The following is a 25368-nucleotide window of genomic DNA, read 5'->3' as shown; positions in this document are numbered from 1 at the left end:
GAGCACCACCGCGACTTCATCCACCGCGGCCGCATCCGCCTGACCGGCTGCGCGCCCGACAACCTGCTGTGGGAACTCGGCTGCCGGCCCGGAAAGCCGCCGCTGATGCGGCTGCGCGGCGATGTGTATCTACAGAAATGAGGTGTGCCCGCGACCACCGCGTCACCGACTGCGCGATCACCGCGTCACGGACTGCGCAATCACCGCGTCACCGACTGCGCGATCTCCGCGTGGCCGACTGCGCGATCACCGCGTCGCCGAGTGCACGTCCTGGACGTCGCCGGTGTGCAGCCGGCTGTGGTGGCGGCCGTAGAACCAGTAGATGAGCATGCCGATGGCGAGCCAGACGATGAGTCGCAACCAGTTGTGCCAGCCGAGCGAGATCATCAGCAGCCCGTTGCAGGCGATGCCCAGGATGGGCACGAGCGGAACGAACGGGGTTCGGAAAGGACGGCGTACCTCGGGTCGCGTCCGCCGCATCACCAGAACCGCGGCGCACACGATCACGAAAGCGAAGAGCGTGCCGATGTTGACCATCTCCGCCAGCACTTCCAGCGGCAGCAGGGCGGCAACCATCGCCACCAGGCCGCCGGTCAGCATCGTCGAGTAGTGCGGCGTCTTGAAGCGCGGGTGGATCGCCCCGAAGAACCACCTCGGCAGCAGCCCATCTCGGGCCATCGCCAGCAGCACGCGCGCCTGGCTCAGCATCATCACCAGCAGCACGCTGGTGATTCCGACCACCGCGCCGAGGGCGATGATCGTCGTGGCGATCGGCAGCCCGTTCTGCGAGAAGGCGTCCGCCAGCGGCGCGTCGATGTTGATCTGCGGCGTCGGCACCATTCCCGTCAACACCGCGGCCACGGCGATGTAGAGCAGCGTGCACAGTCCAAGCGATCCCAGCAGCGCGATCGGCACATCACGCTCGGGATTGCGCGCCTCCTCGGCATGCGTGCTGATGGAATCGAAGCCGATGTACGCGAAGAAGATGTAGGCCGCCCCCCGCAGGGTCCCCGTGAGTCCGTTCGGGAAGTACGGCTGCCAGTTCTCCGGGTTCACGTGCGGAAGCCCGGCGATGATCACGAAGAGGATGATCCCCAGCTTCAGCAGAACGATCAGCGTGTTCAGGCCGGCGCTCTCGCGGATGCCGAGAACCAGCACGGCCGTCAGCAGCACGACGATCACCAGCGCCGAGATGTCGAAGATGATGGGAACCCCGAGCACATGGACCGCCCCGGCCACGATATCCGGATGCAGACTGAGCGCGGTGAAGGGGTCCATCGTCAGCGATGGCGGCAGATGAAACCCGTAGAGCGCCAGGAACGCCTGGAAATACTTCGACCACCCATGCGCAACGGCGCACGACGCCACCGCGTACTCGAGGATCAGATCCCAGCCGATGATCCACGCGAACAACTCGCCCAACGTGGCGTAGGCATACGTGTAGGCGCTACCGGCCACCGGGATCATGGCGGCGAACTCGGCGTAGCACAGGCCCGCCAGCGCGCAGCCGATGCCCGCGAGCACGAACGAGAGCATCAGCGACGGCCCGGCAAAATCGCGTGCACCGAGCCCCACCAGAACGAAGATGCCGGCGCCGATGATGGCGCCGACGCCGAGAGACGTCAGCGCGAAGGGCCCCAGGACACGGTGCAGCCGATCGGCAGCGGCCAGCTCCGCATGGAGCTGCTCGACCGACTTGCGCGCGAAGAATTGGTTGGCCAAGACGAAAGGGCCTCTAACATGCCGCGATGAGGCCGGCAATTTCTGGACACCGGCTCAATGTGCATTAGCCTTCTTCAGCACGAGAGCCCGTTGCTCACGCCGCGTCGTTTACGGCGACCCACACGGGTAGTTTCCACTTCTTTCCGGGGCGTGCCGGCATATAGTGGACCGGGTTTCACCAAAGCACCCAGGAGCCGATCACAGTGGATCCAACCGCAGCCGCCGCCGCCACGACCGACCTCAGCCTTTGGGAGATGTTCCAGCAGGGCTGGATCGCCACCTACCCGCTGGTCCTCATGTCCATCCTCAACGTCACCATCATCGCCGAGCGCCTTTGGGCCATGGGCGGTCTGGTGAAGAAGACGGCGAACCTGACGCGCACCGTCTATGCCGACCTGACCAGCGGCAACCATGCCGCCGCGCTCGAGCACGTCGAGCAGGAAAAGAAGAGCCCGCCCGGACGCGTGCTGGGCGAAGTCGTTCGTCAGAGCGAAGTGCTGAGCCTGGACGAAGTCGAAGACATTGCCGCAGAGCGTCGCTTCGAAGAAGTCGAGCAGCTCAAGCGTCCTCTATGGATATTGGGCACCGTTGCCTCCAGCGCACCCTTCATCGGACTTTTCGGAACCGTCGTCGGCATCATCAAGGCCTTCCACAGCATGGCCGTGATGGGCAGCGGCGGCTTTGCCGTCGTGGCCGGCGGCATCTCCGAGGCGCTCGTGGCGACCGCCCTGGGACTGGGCGTGGCCATCATCGCACTGATCTTCTACAACTACTTCCAGGTACGCCTCGATCGCATCGAGTCGGCGCTGGTCGTGGCGACCTCCCGCATCGTCGGCGCGATGCGGCTGCAGCGGGCGACCGCTGGAGGCCCTCATGGCCTTTAGCAAACTGCCCGGCAAGGGCCGCGGCCACGTCATGGCCGAAATCAACATCACGCCCCTGACCGACATATTCCTGGTGCTGCTCATCATCTTCATGGTCACCAGCGTGGCCATGGTCGACACCGGCGCCAAGGTGATGCTGCCCGAAGTCGACAACACCCAGGCGGCGCCGCGCGAGATCACGGTCACGGTGACGCCGATGGCGGAGATCTACGTCAACGACACGCTCGTGACGCTCGAGACGCTCGAGGGCACCCTGCGCGACCTCATCGCCACGCGCGGCGACATGCCGGTGGTGCTGCAGGGCGACCGCGAGGTCCTGCTGGGCGATGCCGTGCGCATCCTGGCTGCGGCGCAGCGCGCCGGCGCCACGCAGGTCGCCATCGCGGCCGAACGGGGACGACCGGCCCAGTAACGACGTGGCCTCGCCGCAAGACCCACAGCATCCCGATCCGCGCCAGCCGCAGGAGGATGGCCCCGCGTCGCCGCCGCACGGCGAGCGCGAAGCCCGCACCGGCCGCACCGGCAAACCGGCAATCGAGGATCCTCTGGCCGACGCATTTCCGGTCGCCCGCACCGGCACGGCGTTCCTTCTGTCGGCCGCCATTCACGTCGGCCTGCTGCTGGTGCTCGGCACCATCGGTGTGGCGGTCGTGCAGCAGGTGCAGAGGATCAACGTCGAGATCCGCGAGCCCGCTCCCGACACCACCGAATCGGAGTTGGAGACCGGCCTTCCTTCCTTGCGCGACCTGGCCGGTGAGCTTCGGCCGCAGCACGTGCCGACGCGGTCGGCAGGCTCGGTTTCGGGCCCTTCGTTCGGCTCGCCCACCCCAGGGCCGGCGCCTGCCGCATCGGTCCGGTCGGTGGAGATGCCGCGCATCGGCGGCATCGGGCCCACCATCGGCAGCTCGCCCGGCACGCTCGAGAACGTGCCGCTGTCCATCGGCGGCTCCGGTCTTGCCGGCGGCGCGCCGGGTCCCGGCGGCGGCTTCGGCGACGTGCTCGGAGGCCTTCGCAAGGTCGGCATCGATCTGGCCATCCTCGTCGATACGACCGACAGCATGGAGTCGGTGCTCGACAACGTGAAGAGCGAGATGCAGCAGTTCATCGGCGAGCTGCAACGCATGGTGCCCGCCAGCCGCGTGGCCGTGGTCGCCTACCGCGACAAGAAGGACGAATACACGACCAAATGGGTCGACTTCAGCTTCCACACCGACAAGGTACAGAAGTTCGTCAGCCAGCTTCATTCGGGCGGCGGCGGCGACTATCACGAGGCCGTCAAGGAGGCATTCCAGTCGGCGCTCGATGACCTGACTTGGCGCAAAACGGCGCGGCGCTTCATCATCCTGATCGGCAGCTCGCCGCCGCATCCGGAGTCGATGCCCGAGCTGCTCTCGCTCGTTGCGGAGTTCAAGAAGAGCAACGGCGCGGTCGGCGCGATCGACGTCAGCGCGCGCCTGCACGACGAGTACTCGCGCAAGCTGTGGGCGCACTTCCATCCGGGCGAGCCGTACAAGCCCTCGCCGATGCCCGACTTCTATAAGGAGGTCGCCGGCACCTACCGCCAGATCGCCAAGGCCGGCGACGGCGAGATCGTCGCCCTCGGCGAAGAGAAGTCGCTGCTGCGCCAGGTGATGATCCTGACCTTCGGCTCGCGCTGGCAGGTCGAGATGGCAGCCTTTCTGGGACGCCTGAAATGAGCTGTCCCATGCAGGATCGTTCGCGCATCGGACACGCGCAGCGCACGCGACCGGAGCCCGCCGCGCACGCACCGCACCAATTGCCGTCCGCCCGCCGCGCCGCTCGCTTTGGGCGCCGGGTCGGCGCGCGCGCGATCCTGCTCGCACTCGTCCTGCACCTCCTTCCCGTTCCTGTCGACGCGCAGAGCGTGGAGCAGCTCGGAAAGCAGGCGCTGTCGCTGCTCGAATCCAATGCCCCACCGTCGGCCGCGCAGTACGAGAGCATCGCCGGGCCGCTCGAGCGCATCTACGACACGCACCGGAAAGCGCTCGACGGCATGAGCAAGGCCGTCATCGCCGCCGACGGCGACATGGACGCGCTGTTCGAGACGCCGCAGTGGCGCGACCACCAGGCACAGGCGGCGCAGGCGCTCTACTATCTGAACTGGCTCCGATACTGGGGCGCGCAGGCGTTCAGCGGCCAGAAGCGCAAGGACCTCCTCGATGAGGCCGCCAGCGGCTTCGGCGAATTCGCCACCGGCAGCGGCAACAACCCCATCATCTTCGAGAGCCGCCTCGGGCGCGGCCTCGTCTACCTCGAAAGCGATCACGCCGACTGGGCCGCCGCCGACTTCGAGTTCATCCTGGAGTCGCCCGCCGCGCCTCCCGAGCGCAAGCGCAAGGCCGCGCTCGCGCTCGCCGAGGCCTATCTGAAGCTCGGCAATGTCGACGGCGCTCTCCAAGCTTCCAAGGATGCGTTGGATCATGCCTCGGCCGCCGACCAGCCACGCGCCAGGATCGCGCGCGCGAGAGCGCTCGCCATGGCCGCAGCCTCGCGTCCATCGGTGCGCGATGCCTATCGCAGTGAAGCGACCGCGCTGCTGTCGAGCGTGCAGGCGTCCGGCGGGCCGCTGGCCGGACGGGCAGGACAGATTCTGAAGATGGGCCTGAGCAATCCCGGCGTCTGGGGCAGCACGGCGAAGGCCGCGCCCGAGCCGCCGCCGCCGCCGCCTCCTCCGTCCGAATGGGACATCACCAAGAAGATGATCGCGGATGGAAAGTACAAGGACGCCATGCCGCGCCTGGAACAGGAGCTCGCCTCGACGGACGAGAAGGCCAGGGAGCATGCCGGCGAAGCCGCCTATCTGCTGGGGCTGGCAAAGTTCCGAACCAACGATCGCGACGGCGCGATCGCTGCGTTCGATCTGGCGCTGGCCGACAAGGGCAAGGCCTACTATCGCGACGACGCGGCCTATCTTCGGTTCAAGGCCGAAGAGGCCATCTACAACGCCAGCATAGCGAGCGAGAAGGACGGTTCGGACAAGGCGGCCGGCAAGAACGCTGGCGGGAAGACTGCGGCCGACAAGGACGCGGCCGCGGCCAAGGGCGGCGCATCACCTGCGGACGCTTCCGCCGATACTGCCGCATCTGCCGAACGCGAGCAACGCTACGAGAAAGCGATCAAGGAGTTCGTCACCGCGTTTCCCGATCACAAGGCCGCCGGCGAAGCGCATTTCCGCCTCGGCGAAATCCGCCAGCGCCAGGAGAAGTGGACCGAAGCGGTTGCGCACTACGCCAAGGTCAAAGGCGATCCGTCGTTCGAGTTCCGCGCGGCGTTCGCGACGGCACAGTCGTACGTGAAGCAGCTCGAGCAGCTGCCCGAGGACACGCCGCCGGATCCGGTGCTGCGCAAGAAGGCCACCGACGCGCTCGCCGCTTTCCACGACAAGAGCGCCAGAGTTGATGCCGCGGCTCTCGGCGAGAGCACGGTGCAGGACCTTCGCGGGCGCGCGGCGCTGATGAGCGCCTACATGGAAGCGACCGAGCAGCCGCCGCGGTGGGAACAGGCGCTCGCGCATCTGGAAGGATTCGAAGAGAAGTATCCGAAGCTCGTCGAGCAGCGACTGCAGATCGTGCGGCTGCGACTTGCCGCCGCTTCGCGCCTGGGCCGGCTCCAGCTCGCCGCCACCGAAGCGGCTCGTCCCGAGGTCGCCAGGCTCGAGCCGGTGTATCTCGACGATCTGTCCTCGCGATTGCTCGTCCTGACCGCGCGTGAGCAGGCCAAGGGCAACGTCGCCGACGCCGATGCCGGACGACGCGCCTGTCTTCTTCTGACCGAAGCCGCGCTGGCCTCGCCGCAAGCCGACGAGACGCTCACGCCGGCAGTGCGTCAGCGCATGCGCTCGACAGCCGCCTCGCTCAACGAGAACGCGGGCCAGCGTGAACGCGCGCTGGCGCTATACCGCTCGGTGCTCGAAGAGAAGCCGGAGGAGGTCTCGGCGCGTGCCGGCGCCGCTCGCATCCTGGAAGCGCAGGGCAACACGACCGTGGCTCGCGCGCTATGGGACGAGATCGTCGATTCGCCCGAGACGCGCGCCGGATGGCTGGAAGCTCACTACCAGTCGGCGCGTCTGTCCGATTCGCTCGGCGAGAAGGAGCGCGCGTGCAAGGTCCTGCGCAAGGTGCCGGCGTCGATGCTGCAGGGAGCGACTTCCGGGCCGGCGTTGGAAGTCGCCAGAATGCTGCGGGCGTGTCCACCGCCACAGACATAGCGCCGACATCGAGGCCGCCTGCGCGTTTGCCTGACTCCTGATCGAGGAGTAGACCTCGCGCTCCGATCGCCGATGAACCACGCCAGCGACACACCGACACACACGCGCGAGGACATCGCGAACTACTTTCGCCTGCAGGCGCAGTACTGCAAGAGCCTCGGCTCGCCTTTCTACGGCACGCTGATCGACAAGATTGCCGACGACATCGAACACGGAGGCGTGATCGCCGAGATCCTCGACGGCTACCCGCACGAGCCGGCGGCCAGCGCAATGGCGCTGCGATTCATGGGAGCGATCCACCGGCGCGTTCTCTCGGGCAAGGCACCCGAGTTGGCGCGGCACTACCCGTCCACCGGCGGTGACGGCAACGCGACCGCCGCATGGTCGCTCCTGCGGCTGCACGCGCTCGATCACAAGGACGAGCTGCGGCAGACGGTGGCCAATGTCGGCGTTCAGACCAACGAGGTCGGCCGCGCTGCCGCGCTTATTTGCGGCTTCCTGACGGTCGCGCGCGAGACGGGCCTTCCGCTGCGGTGTCTGGAGATGGGGGCCAGCGGCGGGCTCAACCTGCGTTGGGATCACTTCCGATATCAGGCCGGCGCGGCGTGCTGGGGCGACCCGGCCTCGCCCGTGATCCTGCGCGACTGCTGGATCCAGACGCCCCCGCCCTTCGACGTCGAGGCAAACGTCGTCGAGCGCGCCGGCTGCGACCTGCAGCCCATCGATCCGACCAGCGAGGAAGGGCGCCTGACCCTGCTCTCGTTCGCGTGGCCGGATCAGCTCGACCGCTTCCGTCTCCTCGATGCCGCCATCGAAGTCGCCCGACGTGTTCCGGTGACGGTGGAGCGCGCCAACGGCGCCGACTGGATCGGAGGAAAGCTGCTGGATGCAACGCCCGGCGTTGCTACCGTCGTCTTCCACTCCATCGTCATCCAGTATCTGGACCACGACACGCGCACTCGCTTCCTGTCCAACGTTGCGGCCGCAGGTCGGCGCGCCACCACGGACGCTCCTCTTGCGTGGCTTCGCATGGAGCCGGGCGGCGACCAGACCGAAGTGACGCTGACGTTGTGGCCGGGAGGAAAGACCCGCAAAGTTGCAACGGCCGGCTTCCACGGCCGCGACGTCCACTACCTGGCGGCCTGAGCCGCACTGCGAGACACCAACCTCGCCCGCAAAAGAAAGGCCACGAACCTCGGGACGAGGTGCGTGGCCTTTCATTACACGAATCGGTTTCGGCGCTCGTCAGCGGCCGGCGTTGACGAGGCCGGCGATGGAGAACCACTCCTCGCCCACGCTGGTCGGCGCGTCGGGGCCGAGGTCGAGGTACCAGCCCGGCTCGTGCTGGAATGCAAGGCCGGGGATGGCCACGCGCGTGCCGTGCATCAGCTGCGTGTCGATGACCGAGTACGCGTAGGCGAACATCCGCTCCTCGTCGTAGGAGTACTTCACCTTCGGGTTCGGCTTCTTGTCGACGCGAAAGCTGATCATGACCGTCTTCCACAGCTCGCCATTGGCGTCGAAGAGGTCGGAGTAGCCGATGATGTTGGATTCCTTGTCGAGGTAGATGACGCGCTTCGAATACGCGTAGCCGGGGAACTTGCTGCTTCCTTCGACCACGTACACCGCCGGCCTCAGCTCCCACGGCTCGCAGAACGTCATGCCGCCGTCCTTCTTGCACGGCTCGGGAGGAAGCCGCTGGCCGTGCAGCGACATCAGCAGCGGCTTCTCGCCCAGGAATTTCCACGTAAACCACGGGATCTGCCCGGCGTAGCCGCCGAAGCTGTCAACGTCGATGTCCTGGCCGAACAGCGCATCGCTGCGCTGCGTGGTCGACATGCGGCGCACGCGGCGCACGAACGGAAGGTAAAGCCACGTGTCGTCGTGCTTGGTCTGGTCCAGATAGCGGAAGGAGATGCCGCCGACGCCCTTCAGATCGAACGGCTCGATCAGCGGGTACAGGCCCGCCTTCTGGAAGACCTGGTCGTTGTTGGGCTCGATGTTGATGGGCGGATGCTTGATGCGACCGTTGAAGCGATAGACGCGCAGCCACTCGGGAACGAAATGGCGCTCGACGTTGTAATGGCGGTGACCGTTGGCGTCGATGTAGAGCGCGCCGGTGTCGGCGTCGGTCAGGTTCAGGTCCAGCGTCTCCGTGAAGTAGTGGGTGCGCTCGAAGTTGTACATGATCTTCTGCGCGGCCTGCGGATCGTTGGGATCGATGACCGGGAACGGCTTACCGGCAACCCAGTTTTCCACCATGTTGTTGGAGTTGAGCCTGACCTGCCCCGAGTACTTCTCGGTGGCCGCCTTGTAATCCTCCGGCATCGGGATGGGACGCGTCTCGATGATGTCCATGTCCATCCCGTTGTCGACGCACCATTTGACGCCCGGCGAGACGAGGTCCTTGATCTTCTCCGAGTTGGTCTTGTCGATCTTGTCGCCGGGTTTCACCGCGGCAGTCGAAACGGTTGCAAAGCAAGCGAGGAGGAGGAACGCGGCGACGGGCGCCGAGAACGAAACCTTGATGTTTTGCATAATCGAATCTTGCCTCACGAAGCTCCGGCAGACAACGGGCGAGCACTTCTCACAGTACGCTGGCCTCTCCATCCGGCACGGCATCGAGCGTGCCGTCGCCATTGCCGCGCGCCCTGCGCACCTCGGTCATGCAGCCGCGCGCAAGGTGGCGCAGCACGTCGATCATGAACAGCCCTCCTCGCGCGTGACGTAGCGTGCGCCGACGAGCGAGTCGGATCGGGTCGCTCCGTAGACGTGCGCAACGCCGAGGCCGTCGCGCAGCAGTTCGACCCCGCCGCCCGGCCAGCACCGACGCACGAGGCCTCCACGCGCACGACGAAGGACGGATTCTCGAAGAACGCGGGAAGGGCGGTGCTGACGAGCTCAGGCGCGGTCGCACGCGGTTGCCGGCGGCGCGGCCAGAGCAGCCGCAACGGCCGCGGCGAGCGCCGGTCCGCGGCAAACGGCGCCAAGGGTTGCCAGAAGGAAGAGCACGGGGTCGAGCTGGGCGGCATTCCTTCCCTCGAACCGCCGGTGCGGCGGCTTGTGATCTTCTGCGGCCGCCGACGCGCGGCCTACAACGATGTAAATAACACCACGCCTGTCGCGCCGCAGGAAGAGCCGTGCGCGGCCATGGCAGCGAAAATCTCGCGCGGAAATGAGCCGCGGCTCAGATAACGCGCCGTGTTTTCAGGACTTTCGAAGGTGGCTTATGACCGCATCGGACGGCGCCGGAGGCTATTTGACCACGGCGCCGGCGGCGGCCGTCACCGCCCCCGCGATCGGGCTGCGGCGTAAGCACGCGTTTTCGCTGGCTCCGGCCGCAGACTCCTTTGCGGCACGCGAGTTGCTCTTGGACGGGCATGATGTACGCGCACCGACACCACGCCGCCATGCAGCCGATCTACCTGCTGCACCAGGACCGACCCCGACAGCCGCGGGTCGCACTGGCGGTCGTGGCTGTTCTGATGAGCGTGTTCCTCTTCGGTCTGGTCGAGATCGGCAGCGCCATCTTCACCCAGTACATCGTTCGCAGCGCGGCCATCGAAGGTGTGCGCTACGCCATTGCGGAGTCGACCGCACGGCCGCAGGGCGAGCAGGTCGTCGAGTACGTGCGCGGCTACATGGTGGAGGCCGGCCTCGACGCGCAGCGAGCCGTGGTAGTCGTCACGGGCGCAGCCGGACAGCCCGGCCAAAAGACGATGGTCGACATCACCTACCCCGCACGCCTGCTGGTCATGACGATGCTCCTGGACTGGGCCCCTGCCGTGCCTGCAGCCTCCGCTGACACCGGGTCCGGCAGGAGCGCTTCGCCTGCCCGCGGCCAGATCATGTTGCACGGCAAGGCAATGGGCGTGTTCGAGTAGCTTCCCGCGGCAACGGAGCGTCGCCGGCAGATGCTTCGCCTTCGAGGCGCCGGCGGGCGGGCTGCCTGAGAACAGGGGGAGGAGGATCGCCGGGAGGTGCGCGTCGCCGCGCTGGTTTTCGGGGGGAGGCCAACGCTGCGGCGCGCAGGCGGTCCATGGCGGCAGCAGGTGGTCCGTTACGGCGCGGGAAGCGCGGTGCGGGCGATGTTTGCGCGAAAAGCGCGGGCATCGGCCCGCACCCTGCTTTTGCGGGTGTGGTGGTCTGTGGAGCAGGCGTCATCGTCGACTGCTCATGTCCTGCACGACCGACGGCAACCGCGGCCGCGGCGCCGGATCGGCGGGCGCGCGCCGGCGAAGCAGCAGCCCTGCCTAACGCTTTGAATTATCGGCACCACCGCCGAGCGGTCTTGCTGCGGCGACATTGCCGGCAGGCTTCGGCGCGCGTGGCGCGGCAGCTTCGGCCACCACGTGCACGCAGGTCGGGCCTGGCACGCCCCGCACTCGCACCGCGGCGATGTTGACGTGTGAGGACGAGAACACCACTATCCGCCTCGCGCACCGGTCAACCTCTGGCAAACGAAGTCTCTCGAGCTGGGCACGCCGGCTCGTACGTCCCATAAAGAGTCTTCTGCACTCCTCCCGGCCAGAGGTTGGCCGGTGTGCTCGTCCCCTCCCGCTCCTTTTTTTCTGTCGCGCTTTTCCTGCCCGACGCCGCCTGGGTCATCCCTCCCAATTCGAAACCTGCGACGTCGCGGGTGGGTGGGCAACCCCGTATCAAGGCATGCCGTTTCCCGCCGGCCTGCGCTGCCAGCGCCACAATCCGGGCTCGACTGCCGGGCTGCGTCCGCGGCAGCCGGCATGCCTGCCGCTTCGGCATTGGCGTGTTTTGCCGTTCAACCGGACCGTTTCACTTCACGCGGCAAGGGCCCGCCGGACCAGCCTCTTTTGCGCCTCGCCTGATGGGGATCGGATCGACGGCAGGTGCGTTGACGGTTTTGCCGGGGCAGTGCCATCGTCGACAGCGTAGTCAGGTGTTCCGGACGCTTCCTTGTTGTCCGGTATCCCCCTGAATCTCGGGCTCGCCACGACTCATGCGGTCGAGCCACAACAAGACGGAGGATACGTTCATGGCAGACAGTGGCAGCAGCAGCGGACCAGTCGCGATCGTCGCGATCTTCGTGATCGTGGTCGTCGTCGGCTTCCTCGCCTTCCGCTCCGGCATCGTTGGCGGCGGCGGCGACGCAGGGAGCAAGGACATCGACGTCAAGATCGATACGCCGGTGCCCGGCGGCGGCGGAGGCGGTGGCGGCGGGCAGTAGGCCGCCAGAGACGGAAAAATCGAGGGACGCCGCGCACTGCGGCGTCCCTTTTTTTGCGCCGAACGGCATGACGAAAATGCCTTGACGCGCGCGACTCGCAGGAGTTTGATCGAGTCCGGACGTTGCCTCGTCACCCGTCACCGCGCCGCTGCGGCGCGGCAGACGCTTCGCGATCCAGGCTCGCGAAGCCGAGGACAAGGCGATGAAACGAACCGAGGCCGCAATCCGGCGGCACCAATCGAGCAGAAGATTTCACGCTGACGCCGCGGGCGCGCACGCGCGCTTCGCCCAGGTCGCGCACTCTCCCGAAGGACGGTCGATGATGGAGTCCTGCACGCTGCTGCTGGCGGCAAGCATGGCGGCATTCGTGTTGCTGACCTCCTCGGGCTGCACCTCGGGGACGTGGGCGAAGCAGGAGCCGGCGGCCCGCGACGCCCATCCCGCCTATCCCTTCCGCAAGGCCACACGCGTAGGATCTCTCTCGCCCGCCGTGTCGCGACCCGCCGTTGTGGCAGAGGCGCAGGCATCGTCGATCCATTCCATTGCTGCGACGATGGTCCCGCCTCACGAGGCGCCGGTCCCTGGGGGGCACGGCTGAGCGGGCCCGGCGGCGGCAAGGGGGCTGGCCGATCTCCTGCGTGTTGCGAGACGGCCGGCCGCCCGCCGCGAATTTTGTCCCCCCTCCCCGTCCCGCATATAGACCGGCGACGCTTCGCTGCGGGAGTCTTCGTGTCCACGCCGAATAAACCTTCTGCGCCTGCATCAAGCGGCGCCGCCATCGGCACGACCGCATCGGCGGCGGCTCCCACCGGCGCGAACGAATCCCCAGCGCCCGCGGGCGCGAGCGCATCGTCACCGGGGCCCGCGGGCGCACGAGGCGAGGCCGGCGGCGGCGGCGATTTCATCCGACAGATCATCGCCTCCGATGTCGCGGCGGGCCGCAACGGCGGCGCCGTCGTGACCCGCTTTCCTCCCGAGCCCAACGGCTATCTCCACGTCGGCCACGCCAAATCGATCGTCCTCAACTTCGGCGTCGCTGCCGAGTTCGGCGGCCGCTGTCACCTGCGCATGGACGACACGAATCCGAGCAGGGAGGACGTCGAGTACGTCCAGGCCATCATGGAGGACGTGCGCTGGCTCGGCTTCGACTGGGGAGCGCACTTCTACCACGCGGCCGACTACTTCGAGCGCATCTATCTGTTCGCCGAGGAACTGATCGGGAAGGGCAAGGCGTTCGTCTGCGACCTTTCGGCCGACGAGCTGCGCGAGTATCGCGGCACTCTGACCGAGCCAGGGCGCCCCAGCCCCTACCGTGACCGTTCCGGGCAGGAGAGCCTCGACCTGTTCCGGCGGATGCGAGCCGGCGAGTTCCCGAACGGCGCGCGCACGCTGCGCGCCCGCATCGACATGGCCTCGCCCAACATCGTCATGCGCGACCCGGTGCTGTATCGCATCCAGCACTCCTCGCACCACCGCACCGGCGATGCCTGGTGCATTTATCCGATGTACGACTTCGCGCACTGCCTCTCGGACGCCATCGAAGGCGTGACGCACTCGATCTGCACGCTCGAATTCGTGCCCAACCGTGCGCTGTACGACTGGGTCCTCGACAACGTCGACCTGACGCCGCTCGGCAAGAACGCGCGGCCTCGCCAGTACGAGTTCGCGCGGCTGAATCTGACGCGCACGGTGATGAGCAAGCGCATCCTGCGCGGCCTCGTCGAAGGCGGTCACGTCAAGGGCTGGGACGACCCGCGCATGCCGACGATCTCGGGCATGCGCCGGCGCGGCTATCCGCCGCAGGCGCTGCGCGCCTTCTGCGAGAGCATCGGCGTGGCCAGGCGCGACAACCTCGTGCAGCTCGGCCAGCTCGAGTACGAGGTGCGCAGCGAGCTCAACCGCACCGCGCCGCGCGTGATGGCGGTGCTGCGTCCGCTCAAGGTCGTCATCGAGAACTGGCCGGAAGGGCAGACCGACGAGCTCGAAGCGATCAACAACCCCGAGGACGCCTCCGCGGGCACGCGCATCGTGCCGTTCGGCCGCGAGCTCTACATCGAGCGTGACGACTTCATGGAGGACCCGCCCAAGAAATTCTTCCGTCTGGCGCCGGGCCGCGAAGTGCGCCTGCGCTACGCCTACTTCATCACCTGCCGCCAGGCCGTGAAGGACGAGGCCGGCAACATCGTGGAGCTGCGCTGCACGTACGATCCGGCCAGCCGCGGCGGCAACTCGCCCGACGGTCGCAAGGTCAAGGCGACGCTGCACTGGGTCGCCGCCGAGACCGCGGTGCAGGGCGAGGTTCGCCTCTACGACACGCTCTTCAGCGTCGACAATCCGGCGCAGGTCGAGGAAGGCCGCTCGCCGTTCGAGCAGCTCAACGCGAAATCCCTGGAAGTGATCGATGATGCCAGGCTCGAGCCGGTTCTGGCCTCGGCCACCCCCGGCGAGCGTTATCAGTTCGAGCGTCTCGGCTACTTCTGCGTCGACCCCGATTCGACTTCCGCCCGCCCCGTGTTCAACCGCACGGTGACCCTCAAGGACGAGTGGGCAAACATCCAGAAGCGCGGGGAATGAGCGCGGGCGCCGGCAACGGCCGCAACGAGCGCTGCCGGTCGTCCGGCACGCCACCGCGAAACTCCATGACGCCGTCGTCGATCGCTCCGAAGCGGATCATCGCCAGGTCGCGCGCGTAGTTCTGATGCAGGCGCCAGGGCGTACGCTTGCCCTGCCGTGGGAAGCGCGCGACCGAGCGCTGCACGTAGCCCGAGGTGAAATCGAGCCACGGCTCGGTCTCCATGGGCTCGGTCAGGCGGGGCGTGGCCTGCACGTAGCCGCCGCGGTCCATGTGGCGCAGCAGGCGGCACACGTACTCGCAGGTCAGATCGCACTTGAGCGTCCAGGAAGCATTGGTGTAGCCGAACGCGGAGGCGAGGTTGGGCACGTCGCTGTACATCATGCCCTTGTAGGTGAGCGTGCGACTGAACTCGATGCGCTGGCCGTCGACGAAGACCTCGCTCCCGCCGAGCAGCTCCAGCACCAGCCCCGTTGCCGTGACGATGATGTCGGCTTCCAGCTCGCGCCCATCGGTCAGACGAACGCCGGTCCTGGTGAAGGTCTCGATGTGGCCCGTCTCCACCGAGGCGCTGCCCTGCTTGATCGCGTCGAACAGGTCGTCGTCAGGGACGAGGCAGAGGCGCTGGTCCCACGGGTTGTAGCGCGGCGTGAAGTGGGTGGCGACGTCGTAATCGGGGCCGAGAATCTCGCGCACCTTGGCGACCAGCGCCCGCTTGACGCGCTCGGGCCGCGAGCGCGCCCAGTTGTAGAAGAAGAGCTGCAGCAGGACGTTCTTCCAGCGCGTCAGCGCATACGCCGTCGTTGCGGGCAGGACCGTGCGCAGCCAGTTGGCGATGGCGTCCTCGCCCGGACGCGAAACCACGTACGTCGGCGAGCGCTGCAGCATCGTCACGTGCGCCGCGGTCCGTGCCATCGCGGGCACCAGAGTGACGGCCGTGGCGCCGCTTCCGATGACGATCACCCGCTTGCCGCCGTAGTCGAGGTCCTGCGGCCACTTCTGCGGATGCACCAGGCGCCCTTCGTAGGCGTCCATTCCGGCGAAGTCGGGCGTATACCCGTCGCTGTAGCGATAGTAGCCGGCGCACATGAAGAGGAAGCTGCACGTCAGCGAGACGGTGCGGCCGTCGCATTCGGCTTCCACCGTCCACCGCGCGTCGTGGCTCGACCACGACACGCGCCGGACCAGATGGCGGAACCGGATGTGCTCGTCGATGCCGTTGTCCTGCGCCGTCTCGCGCACGTACTGAAGGATCGATGGGCCGTCGGCGATGGCCCTGGCCGCCCGCCACGGCTTGAAGGAATAGCCGAGGGTGTACATGTCGCTGTCGGAGCGGATGCCTGGATAGCGGAACAGGTCCCAGGTGCCGCCGATGGCGTCACGGCCCTCCAGGATGGCGTAGGTCTTGCCCGGGCATCGCGTCTGCAGGTGATAGGCGGCGCCGATGCCGGAGAGTCCGGCACCCACAATGGCTACGTCGAAATGCTCGGGGCGGGCGGCGGGCTCGGGCATGGTGCCTCCTCGTCGCGGCCTTGGCGGTCCGCGCGGTGGCCGCGGGCGTGCGGCGGGCGGGATGGATAGCTCTTGGGTACACGCCCTTGACGCCGGCGTCAAGTTTCCAAAACACCGCCGGCTCCAGGCACGCCCGCACCTGCGCAGAGAATGAGGTTCTCCTCCCCGGTCGGTGCCGCGAAGGGCCCGGCACGACCGGCTATCGCCGCCATGCATGTTAGGCTCGGATTCTGCGGCGCCCGCCCGGCGCCTCCCCTTTATGACGGCGAACGACACCACTGCGGCGCCGCTGGATTGCCTGATCGTCGGCGGTGGTCCGGCCGGCCTGACCGCCGCCATCTACCTGGCTCGCTATCGCCGCCGCTTTCTGGTCGTCGACGCCGGCGACAGCCGCGCGGCGCTGATCCCGGTGACCCACAACTTTCCCGGCTTTCCCGACGGCATCGCCGGGGGCGAGCTGCTCTCGCGGCTTCGCGAGCAGGCCCAGCGGTACGGGACCAGGATCCGCACCGGCTGTGTGGAGGCTTTGCAAAAGACCGGCGATCTCTTCGTCGCCTCCGTCGGCGCCGACACGATCCGTGCCCGCACCGTGATCCTCGCCAGCGGCGTCATCGACAACTGCGTCGAGATCCCCGACCTCCGGCAGGCGACGCTGGCCGGCCGCGTGCGCTGGTGCCCGATCTGCGACGCTTTCGAGGTCGTGGACAAGAACGTGGCGGTCTTCGTTCCCGATCCGGCAAGCGGTCTCAGCCACGCGACGTTCCTGCGCACCTACACGTCGCGCCTGACCTTGATCGTCCAGCAGAGCGGCGACGAGCGGTCGCGCCTCGAGCTCGAGAACACCGGCGTGCGCGTGGTGACCGATCCGGTCCGCGCCATCAGCGCCAACGAGGATGCGGGAGTGGTCGTCACGTTCGAGAGCGGCCAGCGCAGGATCTTCGACACGCTGTATCCGATGCTGGGCTGCAAGGCGCGAACCGGCCTGGCGATCACGCTCGGAGCCGACCATGACGAGAACGGCGAGCTTCTGGTCGATGACCACCAGCAGACGTCGATTCCGGGCTTGTACGCAGCCGGCGACCTGGTCAATGCCCTGAATCAGATGAGCGTCGGCACAGCCCATGCGGCGACGGCCGCCACGGCGGTCCACAATTCGTTGCCTCCCAACTACGCCTGATCGAGGCCCGCAGCATCGTCAGTGCGAGAGCGGAGCCGCGTCGCAACGTTCCGAGGTTGGAACGCTGCCGTTCGTACGAGCCGCCGTCCCTTGGAGGGGTGGGTCGTTCGTTGGCGCTCTCGACCGTGCAGCGGCATTGAGACAAGGAAGCGGCCTGCGATCCGAGCAAGGCCACGGAGGCGCCAGGTCCTGCCAATGCAACGGGCGGGATGGCCGGCAGGCTCGAGCGGAACCGACACCGTCGCGAACAGGACATTCAAGCACCGCCGCCGCGGCAGTGCCCAGACGAATGCGTGAGGACACTTGTATGCCCGATCCGACCACCGATGTTGCGGCCCTTCTCGAGCAGAACCAGGACACGGTGCTGCGCCAGTGGCAGACGGAGCTGGAAAGAACATCGTCGAAGAAGATCTCGACCTCCGAGCTGCACGCGCAGACCCGAGAGTTCCTGCAGCTGCTGACCAAAGCGATCGCCACCGGCACCGACGATCTGGAATCCCCCTCGTGGTCGGCGATGCGCGATTTCCTCGAGGACATCTCGCGCTCGCGCTGTCTGCAGGGCTTCTCGTCCTCGGAAACGGCCACCTTCCTGTTCTCGCTCAAGAAGCCGCTGTTCGACCTGACCCAGCGCCAGTACGCGAACGCGCCGGGCGACCTGGCAGCCACGACCTGGCGCATCAGCACGATCGTCGACGACCTCGGCCTTTACACGGTTCGTTCCTACCAGCGCACGCGCGAGGACGTCATCCAGCGCCAGCAGCTCGAGCTGCTCGAGCTGTCCACGCCGGTGGTCAAGCTGTGGGATGGCGTGCTGGCACTGCCCATGATCGGCACGCTCGACAGCTCGCGAACGCAGGTGGTGATGGAGTCCCTGCTGCAGCGGATCGTCGACACCGGCTCCGAGCTGGCCATCATCGACATCACCGGCGTACCCACGGTCGATACGCTGGTGGCGCAGCATCTGCTCAAGACGGTGACGGCGATCCGGCTGATGGGCGCCGACTGCATCGTCAGCGGCGTGCGGCCGCAGATCGCGCAGACCATCGTGCACCTCGGCGTGGATCTGCAGGGCGTGGTCACCAAGTCGACGCTGGCCGACGCGCTGGCGCTGGCGCTCCGGCGCGTCGGCTACACGGTCACTCGCAACACGGCGACGCGCAGGCAGGCGGCGGACTGATCATGGAACGCATACCGATCTTGCGCATGGGGCCCATCCTCCTGGTCACCATACAGGTGGAGATGCACGACGAGCTCGCGCAGACGCTGCAGGACAATCTTACGGACAAGATCATGCAAACGGGCGCCAAGGGCGTCCTCATCGACATCTCCGCGCTCGAGATCGTCGACTCCTTCATCGGCCGCATGATCACGAACACCGCCGCCATGACGCACATCCTGGATGCGAGGACGGTGCTGGTCGGCATGCAGCCAGCCGTGGCGATCACGCTGGTGGAGCTGGGTCTGTCGCTGGCCGGGGTGCAGACGGCGCTCAACGTCGAGAAGGGAATGGCCCTGCTTCGCGCGCACTTCGCGTCCGAGAGCGTCCATGGCGATCCTGAAGAGTGACGTCATGCCGATCCGGTCGGCGAGCGACGTCGTGCTCAGCCGCCAGCAGATCCGCGCGCTGACGCAGGATCTCGCCTTCAGCCTCGTCGATCAGACCAAGATGATCACCGCAGCCAGCGAGCTGGCGCGCAATGCGGTGCTGTACGGCAACGGTGGGATCATGCGGTGGGAAGTGCTCGCCGACGGCGCACGCGTCGGCCTGCGCCTGACCTTCGAGGATCAGGGTCCCGGCATCCGCGACCTCGAGCTGGCGATGACCGACGGATGGACCACCGGCGCCGGCCTCGGCAAGGGCCTTCCGGGCGCCAAGCGGCTGGTCAACGAATTCGAGATCACCTCCGAGGTCGGAAAGGGAACGCGCGTGGCGATCACGCGCTGGAAGTAGAGAAGGACGTGCTGCGCATTTGCACCCACCGCATCGCCATCGAGGAGCGCAGCCAGATCGGCGAAGCGCGCCGCCGGGCCGCCGCGCTGTGCGGCGATGCCGGCGTCGGCGAGAGCGCCGCCGGGCGCGTCGGCATCATCGTAAGCGAGCTGGCCACCAACGCGCTTCTGCACGCCCGCGGCGGCCAGATTCTGCTGCAGCGCGTGGGCACGGAGGCCTCGCCCATCATCGAGGTCATCGCCATCGACTCCGGCCCCGGCATGCGCGACCTCGACAGGTGCATGGCCGACGGCTTCTCGACGGCCGGCACGGCGGGCAATGGCCTGGGCGCCGTCCAGCGGCAATCCGATCTCTTCGATGCCTTCTCCCATCCCGGCCGCGGCACGGTCGTCGTCGCACGCGTCGGCAAGGCCGAGCACCAAGTGGCCGTCGCCGCCGTGTGCCTCCCCTATCCCGGCGAGCAGGTCTGCGGCGACGGATGGGCGTGCCACTCCGGCAAGGACGCGACGACGATCATGGTCGTCGACGGGCTCGGGCACGGACCGCAGGCAGCGCTTGCGACCGAAGCCGCCCTGGCGGCATTCGACTGCGTTGCGACGGCATCACCGGCCTCCATCATCGCACTGGCCAATGAGCGCATGACGCAGACTCGCGGCGGAGCGGTGGCCGTCGCGCAGATCGCCCACGGATCGGCCACGGTCCGCTACGGCGGCATCGGCAACATCTCCGGAGCGCTCATTCACGAGGGCGCCTCGCGCGGCCTGTTCTCCCACAACGGCACCGTCGGCGCGCAGATCCGGAACCTGCGGGAGCTCGAGTACCCGTGCCTTCCGGGCACGCTGCTGGTGATGCATTCGGACGGCGTGGCCACGCGCTGGAACCTTGCGGATTATCCTGGTCTCGTTACCTGTCATCCGGCGGTGGTGGCGGCGGTGCTGTATCGTGATTTCCGCCGCAGCCGCGACGACGCCACGGTGCTGGTCGCGCGCGTGCTCGAATAGTGAGCATCCCATGGACATGCAACGCAAGATCGCCGAGTACGAGAGCCAGATCGAGATCCTGACCAGCGAGCTGGCCGCCACCAACGCCGGCGTCGTCGCCCTGTACGCGGAGCTCGAGGACCAGGCCGCGCAGCTGAAAGAGGTCTCCGATCTCAAGAGCCGGTTCCTCTCGTACATGAGCCACGAGTTCCGCACCCCGCTCGGCTCCATCCGGAGCATCACGCGCATCCTTCTCGACTGCATGGACGGGCCGCTCAACGACGAGCAGGTCAAGCAGGTCGGCCTGATCAGGTCCTCGGCCGAGGAGCTGACCGAGATGGTCAACGACCTTCTGGACCTGGCCAAGGTCGAAGCCGGCCGCGTCACGATCTCGCCCGAATGGTTCGAGCTGGTCGACCTGTTTTCCGCGCTGCGCGGCATGTTCCGACCTCTGCTGCAGGACACCAACGTGGCACTGATCTTCGAGGAGCCGCACGGCGTGCCGCGCGTGTTCAGCGACGATCGCAAGCTTTCGCAGATCCTGCGCAACTTCATCTCGAACGCGCTCAAGTTCACGACCCGCGGCAGCGTGCGCGTGTCGGCGCGCATGCTGTCGGAGGATACGGTCGAATTCTCCGTGGCCGACACCGGAGCGGGCATCTCGCCCGAGCACCTGGGCACGCTGTTCCAGGACTTCGTGCAGATCGAGACGCCGATGCAGCGCCGTTATCGCGGCACCGGACTCGGCTTGTCGCTGAGCAAGCGTCTGGCCGAGCTGCTCGGCGGCCGGGTGGCGGTGCGAAGCGAGGTCGGCAAGGGCTCGACCTTCTCGGTGATCATCCCTACGCACTACCGATTCAACGGGAGTGCGCGATGATCGAGGCGCAACAACAGGAGAACATCGTCGTCATCGACGACAACCCGGCGGCCAGGTATTCGACGTCCCGGATCCTGCGGTCGGCCGGCTTCGAGGTCGCCGAGGCGGCCACCGGAACCGACGGCATCGCGATGGTGCGGGCGGACACGTCTCTGGTCGTGCTCGACATCAACCTGCCCGACATCGACGGCTTCGAGGTGTGCCGGCGCCTGCGCGCGCAGCCGGAGACCGAACGGATCCCGGTCGTGCACCTTTCGGCGACGTTCGTGGCCGAGCTGGACAAGGTCAAGGGATTCGAAGCCGGCGCGGACGGCTACCTCATCCATCCCGTCGAGCCGCAGGTCCTCATCGCCACCGTCAAGGCGCTGGTGCGCACCCGCCGTGCCGAAGAAGCCACGCGCAAGAGCGAGGCACGCTTCCGTGCGGTTTTCGATCAGGTTCCCACCGGCATCGCGCTGCTCTCGGAAGACATGACGTACGTGAACGTCAATCCCGCGATGTGCCGCCTGCTCGGCCGTTCCAGCGCCGAGCTCATCGGCATCAACGGCGCTGCGCTGGTGGCTGCCGAGCACAAGCACCAGATTCCGGCGGTGCGCAGGCAGCTGAAGGAGCACGGGCACTGGCAGGGCTTCTTTCCGCTCGAGCGCAGCGACCGCAGCCTCGTGGACCTGGAGTGGAACCTCTCGACGTTCTCGCCAGGCGTCTACCTCGCCATGGCGAGCGACGTCACCGAGCGCCGCCGCGTGGAGGCCGAGCGCGAGAGGCTGTTGCAGAGCGAGCGTGCCGCCCGCTCGGAAGCCGAACGCGCCAATCGCATCAAGGACGACTTCCTGGCGACGCTTTCGCACGAGCTGCGCAACCCTCTGCACGTCATCGTGGGGTGGGCGGGCGTGCTGACGCAGGTGTGCAACGACCCGCAGCTTCTCTCCGGATTGCAGGCGATGGAGCGAAGCGCCGACCTGCTCGCGCACCTGATCGCCGATCTTCTCGACGTCTCGCGCATCACCTCGGGCAAGCTCAGCCTCAACACCGAGGTCGTCAATCTGGGGTCGGTGCTGGATGCGGCCATCGCGGTCGTGACACCCTCGTCGCTGGCCAAGCAGATCCGCATCGAGCGCACGCCCGGTGACGAGGCTGCGTTCGTGCTGGGCGATCCGGCGCGCCTGCAGCAGGTGGCGTGGAACCTGCTTGCCAACGCGATCAAGTTCACGCCGCGCGGAGGCGTCGTGCGCGCGTCGCTGCAGCGCGCGGATTCGCACGTCGTGCTGGAGGTCAGCGACACCGGCCGCGGCATCGCGCCGGACTTCCTGCCGCACATCTTCGAGCGCTTCCGCCAGGAAGGCGCGGGCAGCAAGAGCGGCGGCGGCCTCGGCCTCGGCCTGGCCATCGTCAAGCACCTGGTGGAGATGCACGGCGGCAGTGTGCGTGCCGCGAGCGCCGGTGAGGGACGAGGCGCGACGTTCACGGTCACGCTGCCGGTGAGCCTGACCGGAGAGGCCGGGACGCGCACACATGCCGCGCGCCGGCCCGGATCACCGCTGAGCGCGCACGACCTCACCGGTCTTCGCGTGCTCATCGTCGACGACGACCCCGGCGCCCGCGCACCGGTTCGGCGCATCCTGACCGAAGCCGGAGCCGAGGTGGCCGAGGCCGGCGACGTCCCCGAAGCCCTGCGGCACCTGGAGTCGTTCGCCCCGAGCCTTCTCGTCAGCGACATCGGCATGGCCGAGCAGGATGGCTACGATCTGATCCGTGAGATCCGCCGGCGTGGCTACGGCGAAAACGCGCTGCCCGCGCTGGCCCTGACCGCCTTTGCCCAGCCCGAAGACCGCCGCGCCGTCCTGGCGGCCGGCTATCAGATGCATCTGACCAAGCCGGTCGATGCTCAACAGCTGCTGGTCGCCGTCACCGCGCTGGCCGGCATCGCAGGCGACGAAACGGCGTTGCCCTGAGAAAGCGGTTCTCTCCAGCCGTCCCGGCATGATAAGGAACCGCTGCCGTGATCATGGGGGATCGCGGCAGGGGATACGTACCGGGCCTGCTCGCGTTGGGGGAGGGCATGCATCGAGCCACATTGCGCGGCGCCGCAGCCGCGCTCGGCATTCTGGTGGCCGCGCCGCCGATCGCGCGTGCCGGCGATGATGCGCGCGTGCAGGAGCTCGAGCGCCGACTTCGCGATCAGGACGCGGTGATCCGGCGTCTGCTCGAGAAGGTCGAATCGCTCGAGCGCCGGCTGGACGCGCGCAGTGACGCCGAGCAAGGCCCTGCAACGACCGTCAGGCAGCCGCCGCCGGCGCGCGACGCACCACAGACATCCGCAGACTCGCCGCCGATGCCGCCATCGCCCGACCCGCACGCCTCGCGGGCGCGAGTGGATCTGTCGCAGGACGAGCTGCCTGCCCTGCCCTCCGCGGACGGCGATTACGACGCCGGCGGCGAAGTCGCCGCACGCCCCTGGTACCGCAACGTCGATCTCTTCGGATTCGCCGCCGGCGGGCTCGTGTGGACGGAGGAGGACGGGACCGACGACAAGGGCTCCTTCCTCAACTACCAGGGAAATCTCGAGCTGCGTGCCCAGGCCTGGGAGGACGTCTACCTGCACAGCGAGCTGGCGCTCGCTCAGATCGGGCACGAGGACGAGCCGCACGTGCGCGTGGGCGAGTTGTACGTCCAGCTGCGCGACGTCACCTCCGTGCTTTTCGGGTGGCCGAGCGGCGTGGGAATGAAGGTCGGCCGCATGGATGTCCCGTTTGGCGAGGACTATCGGACCCGCGACGTCCTGGACAACCCGCTCATCACGTGGTCGGCCGCCATTCCGTATGCCATCGACGAAGGCCTGCTCCTCTACGGCACCACGGCCGGTGTGGGCTGGATCGCCACTGCGATGAACGGCAACCTGCGGCGCGCCGATGACGACGATGCCGAGAAGTTCCTGAGCCTCAAGATCTTCCGTGACGTCACCGACTCGCTCTACGCCAGCGCCAGCGCGTACTGGAATGGGGATGCATCCGTTGCCGCCATGGGCCTTGGCGGCAACTACTGGATGCCGGTGGGGGGATGGGACTATTTCTCCAGCGCCGGCGTCAGCGCCTCCGACAAGGTCGACGCCTACTCCTACGAGCTCGACCTTCGCTACGATCTGCCTCGCGCCAGCCACGTCAAGGCGCAGTTCGGACAGGTGTTCGTCGACGATGCCAACGACGCGTTCTCGCGCACCATCTACTACGGACAGCTCGAGCCGCTGTGGACGATGTTCGACGGACGCTTCTATGTGGCGGCGCGCGCGAGCTTCGTGGGCACCTTCGATGACGAGGAAGGCTACGTTTTCGAAGGCCGTCCCTTCGCCGACGGCTCCGACGGCTTCGGGTACGACACCGAAAGCCTCTGGCGCATCGCCCTCGGCGCCGGCTACAGGCCCAACGACCGGATGCTGCTGAAGCTCGAGTGGTCGCGCGACCGCTTCGCGCTGATCGACGGCTCCCCGCTACGCGGCCGCAACCAGGCCCGCAATCTGGTCGGTGCCCTGCTCGCGGTGGGGTTCTGACGTGCGCCGCCGCCATCGCAGCACCGCATTGCTGGCCGCCATTGCGCTCGCGACTGCGGCGCCTGCTCGAGCCGAGCCGGCGCCGGCCACCGCGACCGTGCGAGGATCGGTGACGGTCCTCGACAGCGAGGGCAGACGCAAGGCCAGCCACGCCGGCGTCGTCGTGTTCCTGGACGAGATGGACACGCCGGCCGCACCCGTCGCTCCGCCGCCCGATCGGTCCATCCGACAGATCGACAAACGCTTCGTGCCCGAGGTGCTGCCGGTCCTGGCCGGCACGACCGTGCACTTTCCGAACGAGGACATCGTCGCGCACAACGTGTTTTCGCTGTCGCGCGCACGTCCGTTCGATCTGGGACTGTATCCGCGAGGGCAGTCGCGCTCGGTCCGATTCGAGGAGACCGGGCTGATCAAGATCTACTGCAACATTCATTCGCGCATGGTCGCCAGCATCGTGGTGCTGGCCAATCCTTGGTTCACCGTCACCGGCGACGACGGCAGCTTCAGCCTCGAGGGCGTCCCGATCGGCAATGCCACCGTACGCACATGGTATCCGCGCACGCCGCAGAACAGCGAGCGGCGCGTGCAGGTGACCGAGAAGGGAATCTATGACCTCGACCTGCGGCTCGTCGAAGACCTGCGGCTGGAAGTGCGCGAGGAAAGCCTGACCATCGAGCACAAGAACAAGTGGGGCAAGGACTACCCGTCCCGATACTGA

General features: G+C 67.4%; 23 protein-coding genes. 19 read left to right on the top strand and 4 right to left on the bottom strand.

Features of this window, described 5'->3' with window-relative positions:
* Window positions 1-246: 246 nt before the first annotated feature.
* The gene (locus tag VEC57_14450) at window positions 247-1722 is read right to left on the bottom strand and encodes an amino acid permease (GenBank protein HYC00334.1); all 1476 of its coding nucleotides are present in this window, start codon (window positions 1720-1722) and stop codon (window positions 247-249) included.
* Between the two features lie 203 nt (window positions 1723-1925).
* Between VEC57_14450 and VEC57_14445 the strand changes: the two genes are divergently transcribed.
* From VEC57_14445 to VEC57_14425, 5 genes are all read left to right on the top strand, one after another.
* Window positions 1926-2606, top strand: coding sequence for a MotA/TolQ/ExbB proton channel family protein (locus VEC57_14445; GenBank protein HYC00333.1), 681 nt, complete (start codon window positions 1926-1928; stop codon window positions 2604-2606).
* A complete protein-coding gene (locus VEC57_14440; GenBank protein HYC00332.1) occupies window positions 2596-3018 on the top strand; it encodes a biopolymer transporter ExbD in 423 nt (140 codons plus the stop codon). The genes VEC57_14445 and VEC57_14440 overlap by 11 nt, the downstream gene beginning before the upstream one ends.
* Before the next feature lie 4 nt (window positions 3019-3022).
* Window positions 3023-4303 (top strand): vWA domain-containing protein, encoded by a 1281-nt coding sequence (locus tag VEC57_14435; GenBank protein HYC00331.1) that lies wholly within the window; start codon window positions 3023-3025, stop codon window positions 4301-4303.
* 188 nt (window positions 4304-4491) lie between these two features.
* The gene (locus VEC57_14430; protein HYC00330.1) at window positions 4492-6834 is read left to right on the top strand and encodes a tetratricopeptide repeat protein; all 2343 of its coding nucleotides are present in this window, start codon (window positions 4492-4494) and stop codon (window positions 6832-6834) included.
* Window positions 6835-6906: 72 nt separating this feature from the next.
* The gene (locus VEC57_14425; GenBank protein HYC00329.1) at window positions 6907-7980 is read left to right on the top strand and encodes a DUF2332 domain-containing protein; all 1074 of its coding nucleotides are present in this window, start codon (window positions 6907-6909) and stop codon (window positions 7978-7980) included.
* A gap of 99 nt (window positions 7981-8079) precedes the next feature.
* On the opposite strand, the gene VEC57_14420 is transcribed toward VEC57_14425, so the two are convergent.
* Window positions 8080-9288: a DUF1329 domain-containing protein gene (locus VEC57_14420; GenBank protein ID HYC00328.1), complete on the bottom strand. Its 1209-nt coding sequence runs from the start codon at window positions 9286-9288 to the stop codon at window positions 8080-8082.
* A gap of 318 nt (window positions 9289-9606) precedes the next feature.
* Between VEC57_14420 and VEC57_14415 the strand changes: the two genes are divergently transcribed.
* From VEC57_14415 to VEC57_14405, 3 genes are all read left to right on the top strand, one after another.
* A complete protein-coding gene (locus VEC57_14415) occupies window positions 9607-10029 on the top strand; it encodes a hypothetical protein (GenBank protein HYC00327.1) in 423 nt (140 codons plus the stop codon).
* A 215-nt stretch (window positions 10030-10244) separates the two neighbouring features.
* Complete coding sequence (locus VEC57_14410) at window positions 10245-10718, top strand: hypothetical protein (GenBank protein ID HYC00326.1); 474 nt, start codon at window positions 10245-10247, stop codon at window positions 10716-10718.
* A gap of 1127 nt (window positions 10719-11845) precedes the next feature.
* Entirely contained in the window at window positions 11846-12037 is a 192-nt protein-coding gene (locus VEC57_14405) for a hypothetical protein (GenBank protein HYC00325.1), read from the top strand.
* A 130-nt stretch (window positions 12038-12167) separates the two neighbouring features.
* Here the strand turns inward: VEC57_14405 and VEC57_14400 are convergent, their stop codons facing one another.
* A complete protein-coding gene (locus tag VEC57_14400) occupies window positions 12168-12338 on the bottom strand; it encodes a hypothetical protein (protein ID HYC00324.1) in 171 nt (56 codons plus the stop codon).
* Window positions 12339-12356: 18 nt separating this feature from the next.
* Between VEC57_14400 and VEC57_14395 the strand changes: the two genes are divergently transcribed.
* Complete coding sequence (locus VEC57_14395; GenBank protein HYC00323.1) at window positions 12357-12635, top strand: hypothetical protein; 279 nt, start codon at window positions 12357-12359, stop codon at window positions 12633-12635.
* A 131-nt stretch (window positions 12636-12766) separates the two neighbouring features.
* Window positions 12767-14611, top strand: coding sequence for a glutamine--tRNA ligase/YqeY domain fusion protein (locus tag VEC57_14390; GenBank protein ID HYC00322.1), 1845 nt, complete (start codon window positions 12767-12769; stop codon window positions 14609-14611).
* On the opposite strand, the gene VEC57_14385 is transcribed toward VEC57_14390, so the two are convergent.
* Entirely contained in the window at window positions 14571-16121 is a 1551-nt protein-coding gene (locus VEC57_14385) for an NAD(P)/FAD-dependent oxidoreductase (GenBank protein ID HYC00321.1), read from the bottom strand. The genes VEC57_14390 and VEC57_14385 overlap by 41 nt on opposite strands.
* 259 nt (window positions 16122-16380) lie before the next feature.
* Between VEC57_14385 and VEC57_14380 the strand changes: the two genes are divergently transcribed.
* The 9 genes from VEC57_14380 to VEC57_14340 all read left to right on the top strand — a co-directional run bounded on the left by VEC57_14380 (window position 16381) and on the right by VEC57_14340 (window position 25368).
* A complete protein-coding gene (locus tag VEC57_14380; GenBank protein HYC00320.1) occupies window positions 16381-17298 on the top strand; it encodes an NAD(P)/FAD-dependent oxidoreductase in 918 nt (305 codons plus the stop codon).
* A gap of 307 nt (window positions 17299-17605) precedes the next feature.
* On the top strand, window positions 17606-18475 hold the full coding sequence (locus tag VEC57_14375) for an STAS domain-containing protein (GenBank protein ID HYC00319.1): 870 nt from the start codon (window positions 17606-17608) through the stop codon (window positions 18473-18475).
* 26 nt (window positions 18476-18501) lie between these two features.
* Complete coding sequence (locus VEC57_14370; protein ID HYC00318.1) at window positions 18502-18864, top strand: STAS domain-containing protein; 363 nt, start codon at window positions 18502-18504, stop codon at window positions 18862-18864.
* Complete coding sequence (locus tag VEC57_14365) at window positions 18845-19249, top strand: anti-sigma regulatory factor (GenBank protein HYC00317.1); 405 nt, start codon at window positions 18845-18847, stop codon at window positions 19247-19249. Before VEC57_14370 ends, VEC57_14365 begins: the two co-directional genes overlap by 20 nt.
* 8 nt (window positions 19250-19257) lie before the next feature.
* The gene (locus VEC57_14360; protein HYC00316.1) at window positions 19258-20250 is read left to right on the top strand and encodes an ATP-binding SpoIIE family protein phosphatase; all 993 of its coding nucleotides are present in this window, start codon (window positions 19258-19260) and stop codon (window positions 20248-20250) included.
* Window positions 20251-20260: 10 nt separating this feature from the next.
* Window positions 20261-21106 carry an ATP-binding protein gene (locus VEC57_14355; GenBank protein ID HYC00315.1) on the top strand — a complete coding sequence of 282 codons (846 nt, stop codon included), beginning with the start codon at window positions 20261-20263 and terminating at the stop codon, window positions 21104-21106.
* Window positions 21103-23058, top strand: coding sequence for a response regulator (locus VEC57_14350; GenBank protein HYC00314.1), 1956 nt, complete (start codon window positions 21103-21105; stop codon window positions 23056-23058). The genes VEC57_14355 and VEC57_14350 overlap by 4 nt, the downstream gene beginning before the upstream one ends.
* Window positions 23059-23105: 47 nt before the next feature.
* Window positions 23106-24650, top strand: coding sequence for a hypothetical protein (locus VEC57_14345; protein ID HYC00313.1), 1545 nt, complete (start codon window positions 23106-23108; stop codon window positions 24648-24650).
* Between the two features lie 109 nt (window positions 24651-24759).
* Entirely contained in the window at window positions 24760-25368 is a 609-nt protein-coding gene (locus VEC57_14340) for a carboxypeptidase regulatory-like domain-containing protein (GenBank protein ID HYC00312.1), read from the top strand.

This window comes from Candidatus Limnocylindrales bacterium, from assembly GCA_035626395.1.
Classification (GTDB): Bacteria; Desulfobacterota; Binatia; order UBA1149; family CAITLU01; genus DASPNH01.
This window is presented reverse-complemented; position numbering and strand designations above follow the sequence as displayed.

Coding starts and splice junctions, on each gene's coding strand:
- VEC57_14440 (HYC00332.1), top strand. CDS start 2,596: ATGGCCTTTAGCAAACTGCCCGGCAAGGGCCGCGGCCACGTCATGGCC.
- VEC57_14425 (HYC00329.1), top strand. CDS start 6,907: ATGAACCACGCCAGCGACACACCGACACACACGCGCGAGGACATCGCG.
- VEC57_14410 (HYC00326.1), top strand. CDS start 10,245: ATGCAGCCGATCTACCTGCTGCACCAGGACCGACCCCGACAGCCGCGG.
- VEC57_14405 (HYC00325.1), top strand. CDS start 11,846: ATGGCAGACAGTGGCAGCAGCAGCGGACCAGTCGCGATCGTCGCGATC.
- VEC57_14395 (HYC00323.1), top strand. CDS start 12,357: ATGATGGAGTCCTGCACGCTGCTGCTGGCGGCAAGCATGGCGGCATTC.
- VEC57_14385 (HYC00321.1), bottom strand. CDS start 16,121: ATGCCCGAGCCCGCCGCCCGCCCCGAGCATTTCGACGTAGCCATTGTG.
- VEC57_14380 (HYC00320.1), top strand. CDS start 16,381: ATGACGGCGAACGACACCACTGCGGCGCCGCTGGATTGCCTGATCGTC.
- VEC57_14375 (HYC00319.1), top strand. CDS start 17,606: ATGCCCGATCCGACCACCGATGTTGCGGCCCTTCTCGAGCAGAACCAG.
- VEC57_14370 (HYC00318.1), top strand. CDS start 18,502: ATGGGGCCCATCCTCCTGGTCACCATACAGGTGGAGATGCACGACGAG.
- VEC57_14365 (HYC00317.1), top strand. CDS start 18,845: ATGGCGATCCTGAAGAGTGACGTCATGCCGATCCGGTCGGCGAGCGAC.
- VEC57_14355 (HYC00315.1), top strand. CDS start 20,261: ATGGACATGCAACGCAAGATCGCCGAGTACGAGAGCCAGATCGAGATC.
- VEC57_14350 (HYC00314.1), top strand. CDS start 21,103: ATGATCGAGGCGCAACAACAGGAGAACATCGTCGTCATCGACGACAAC.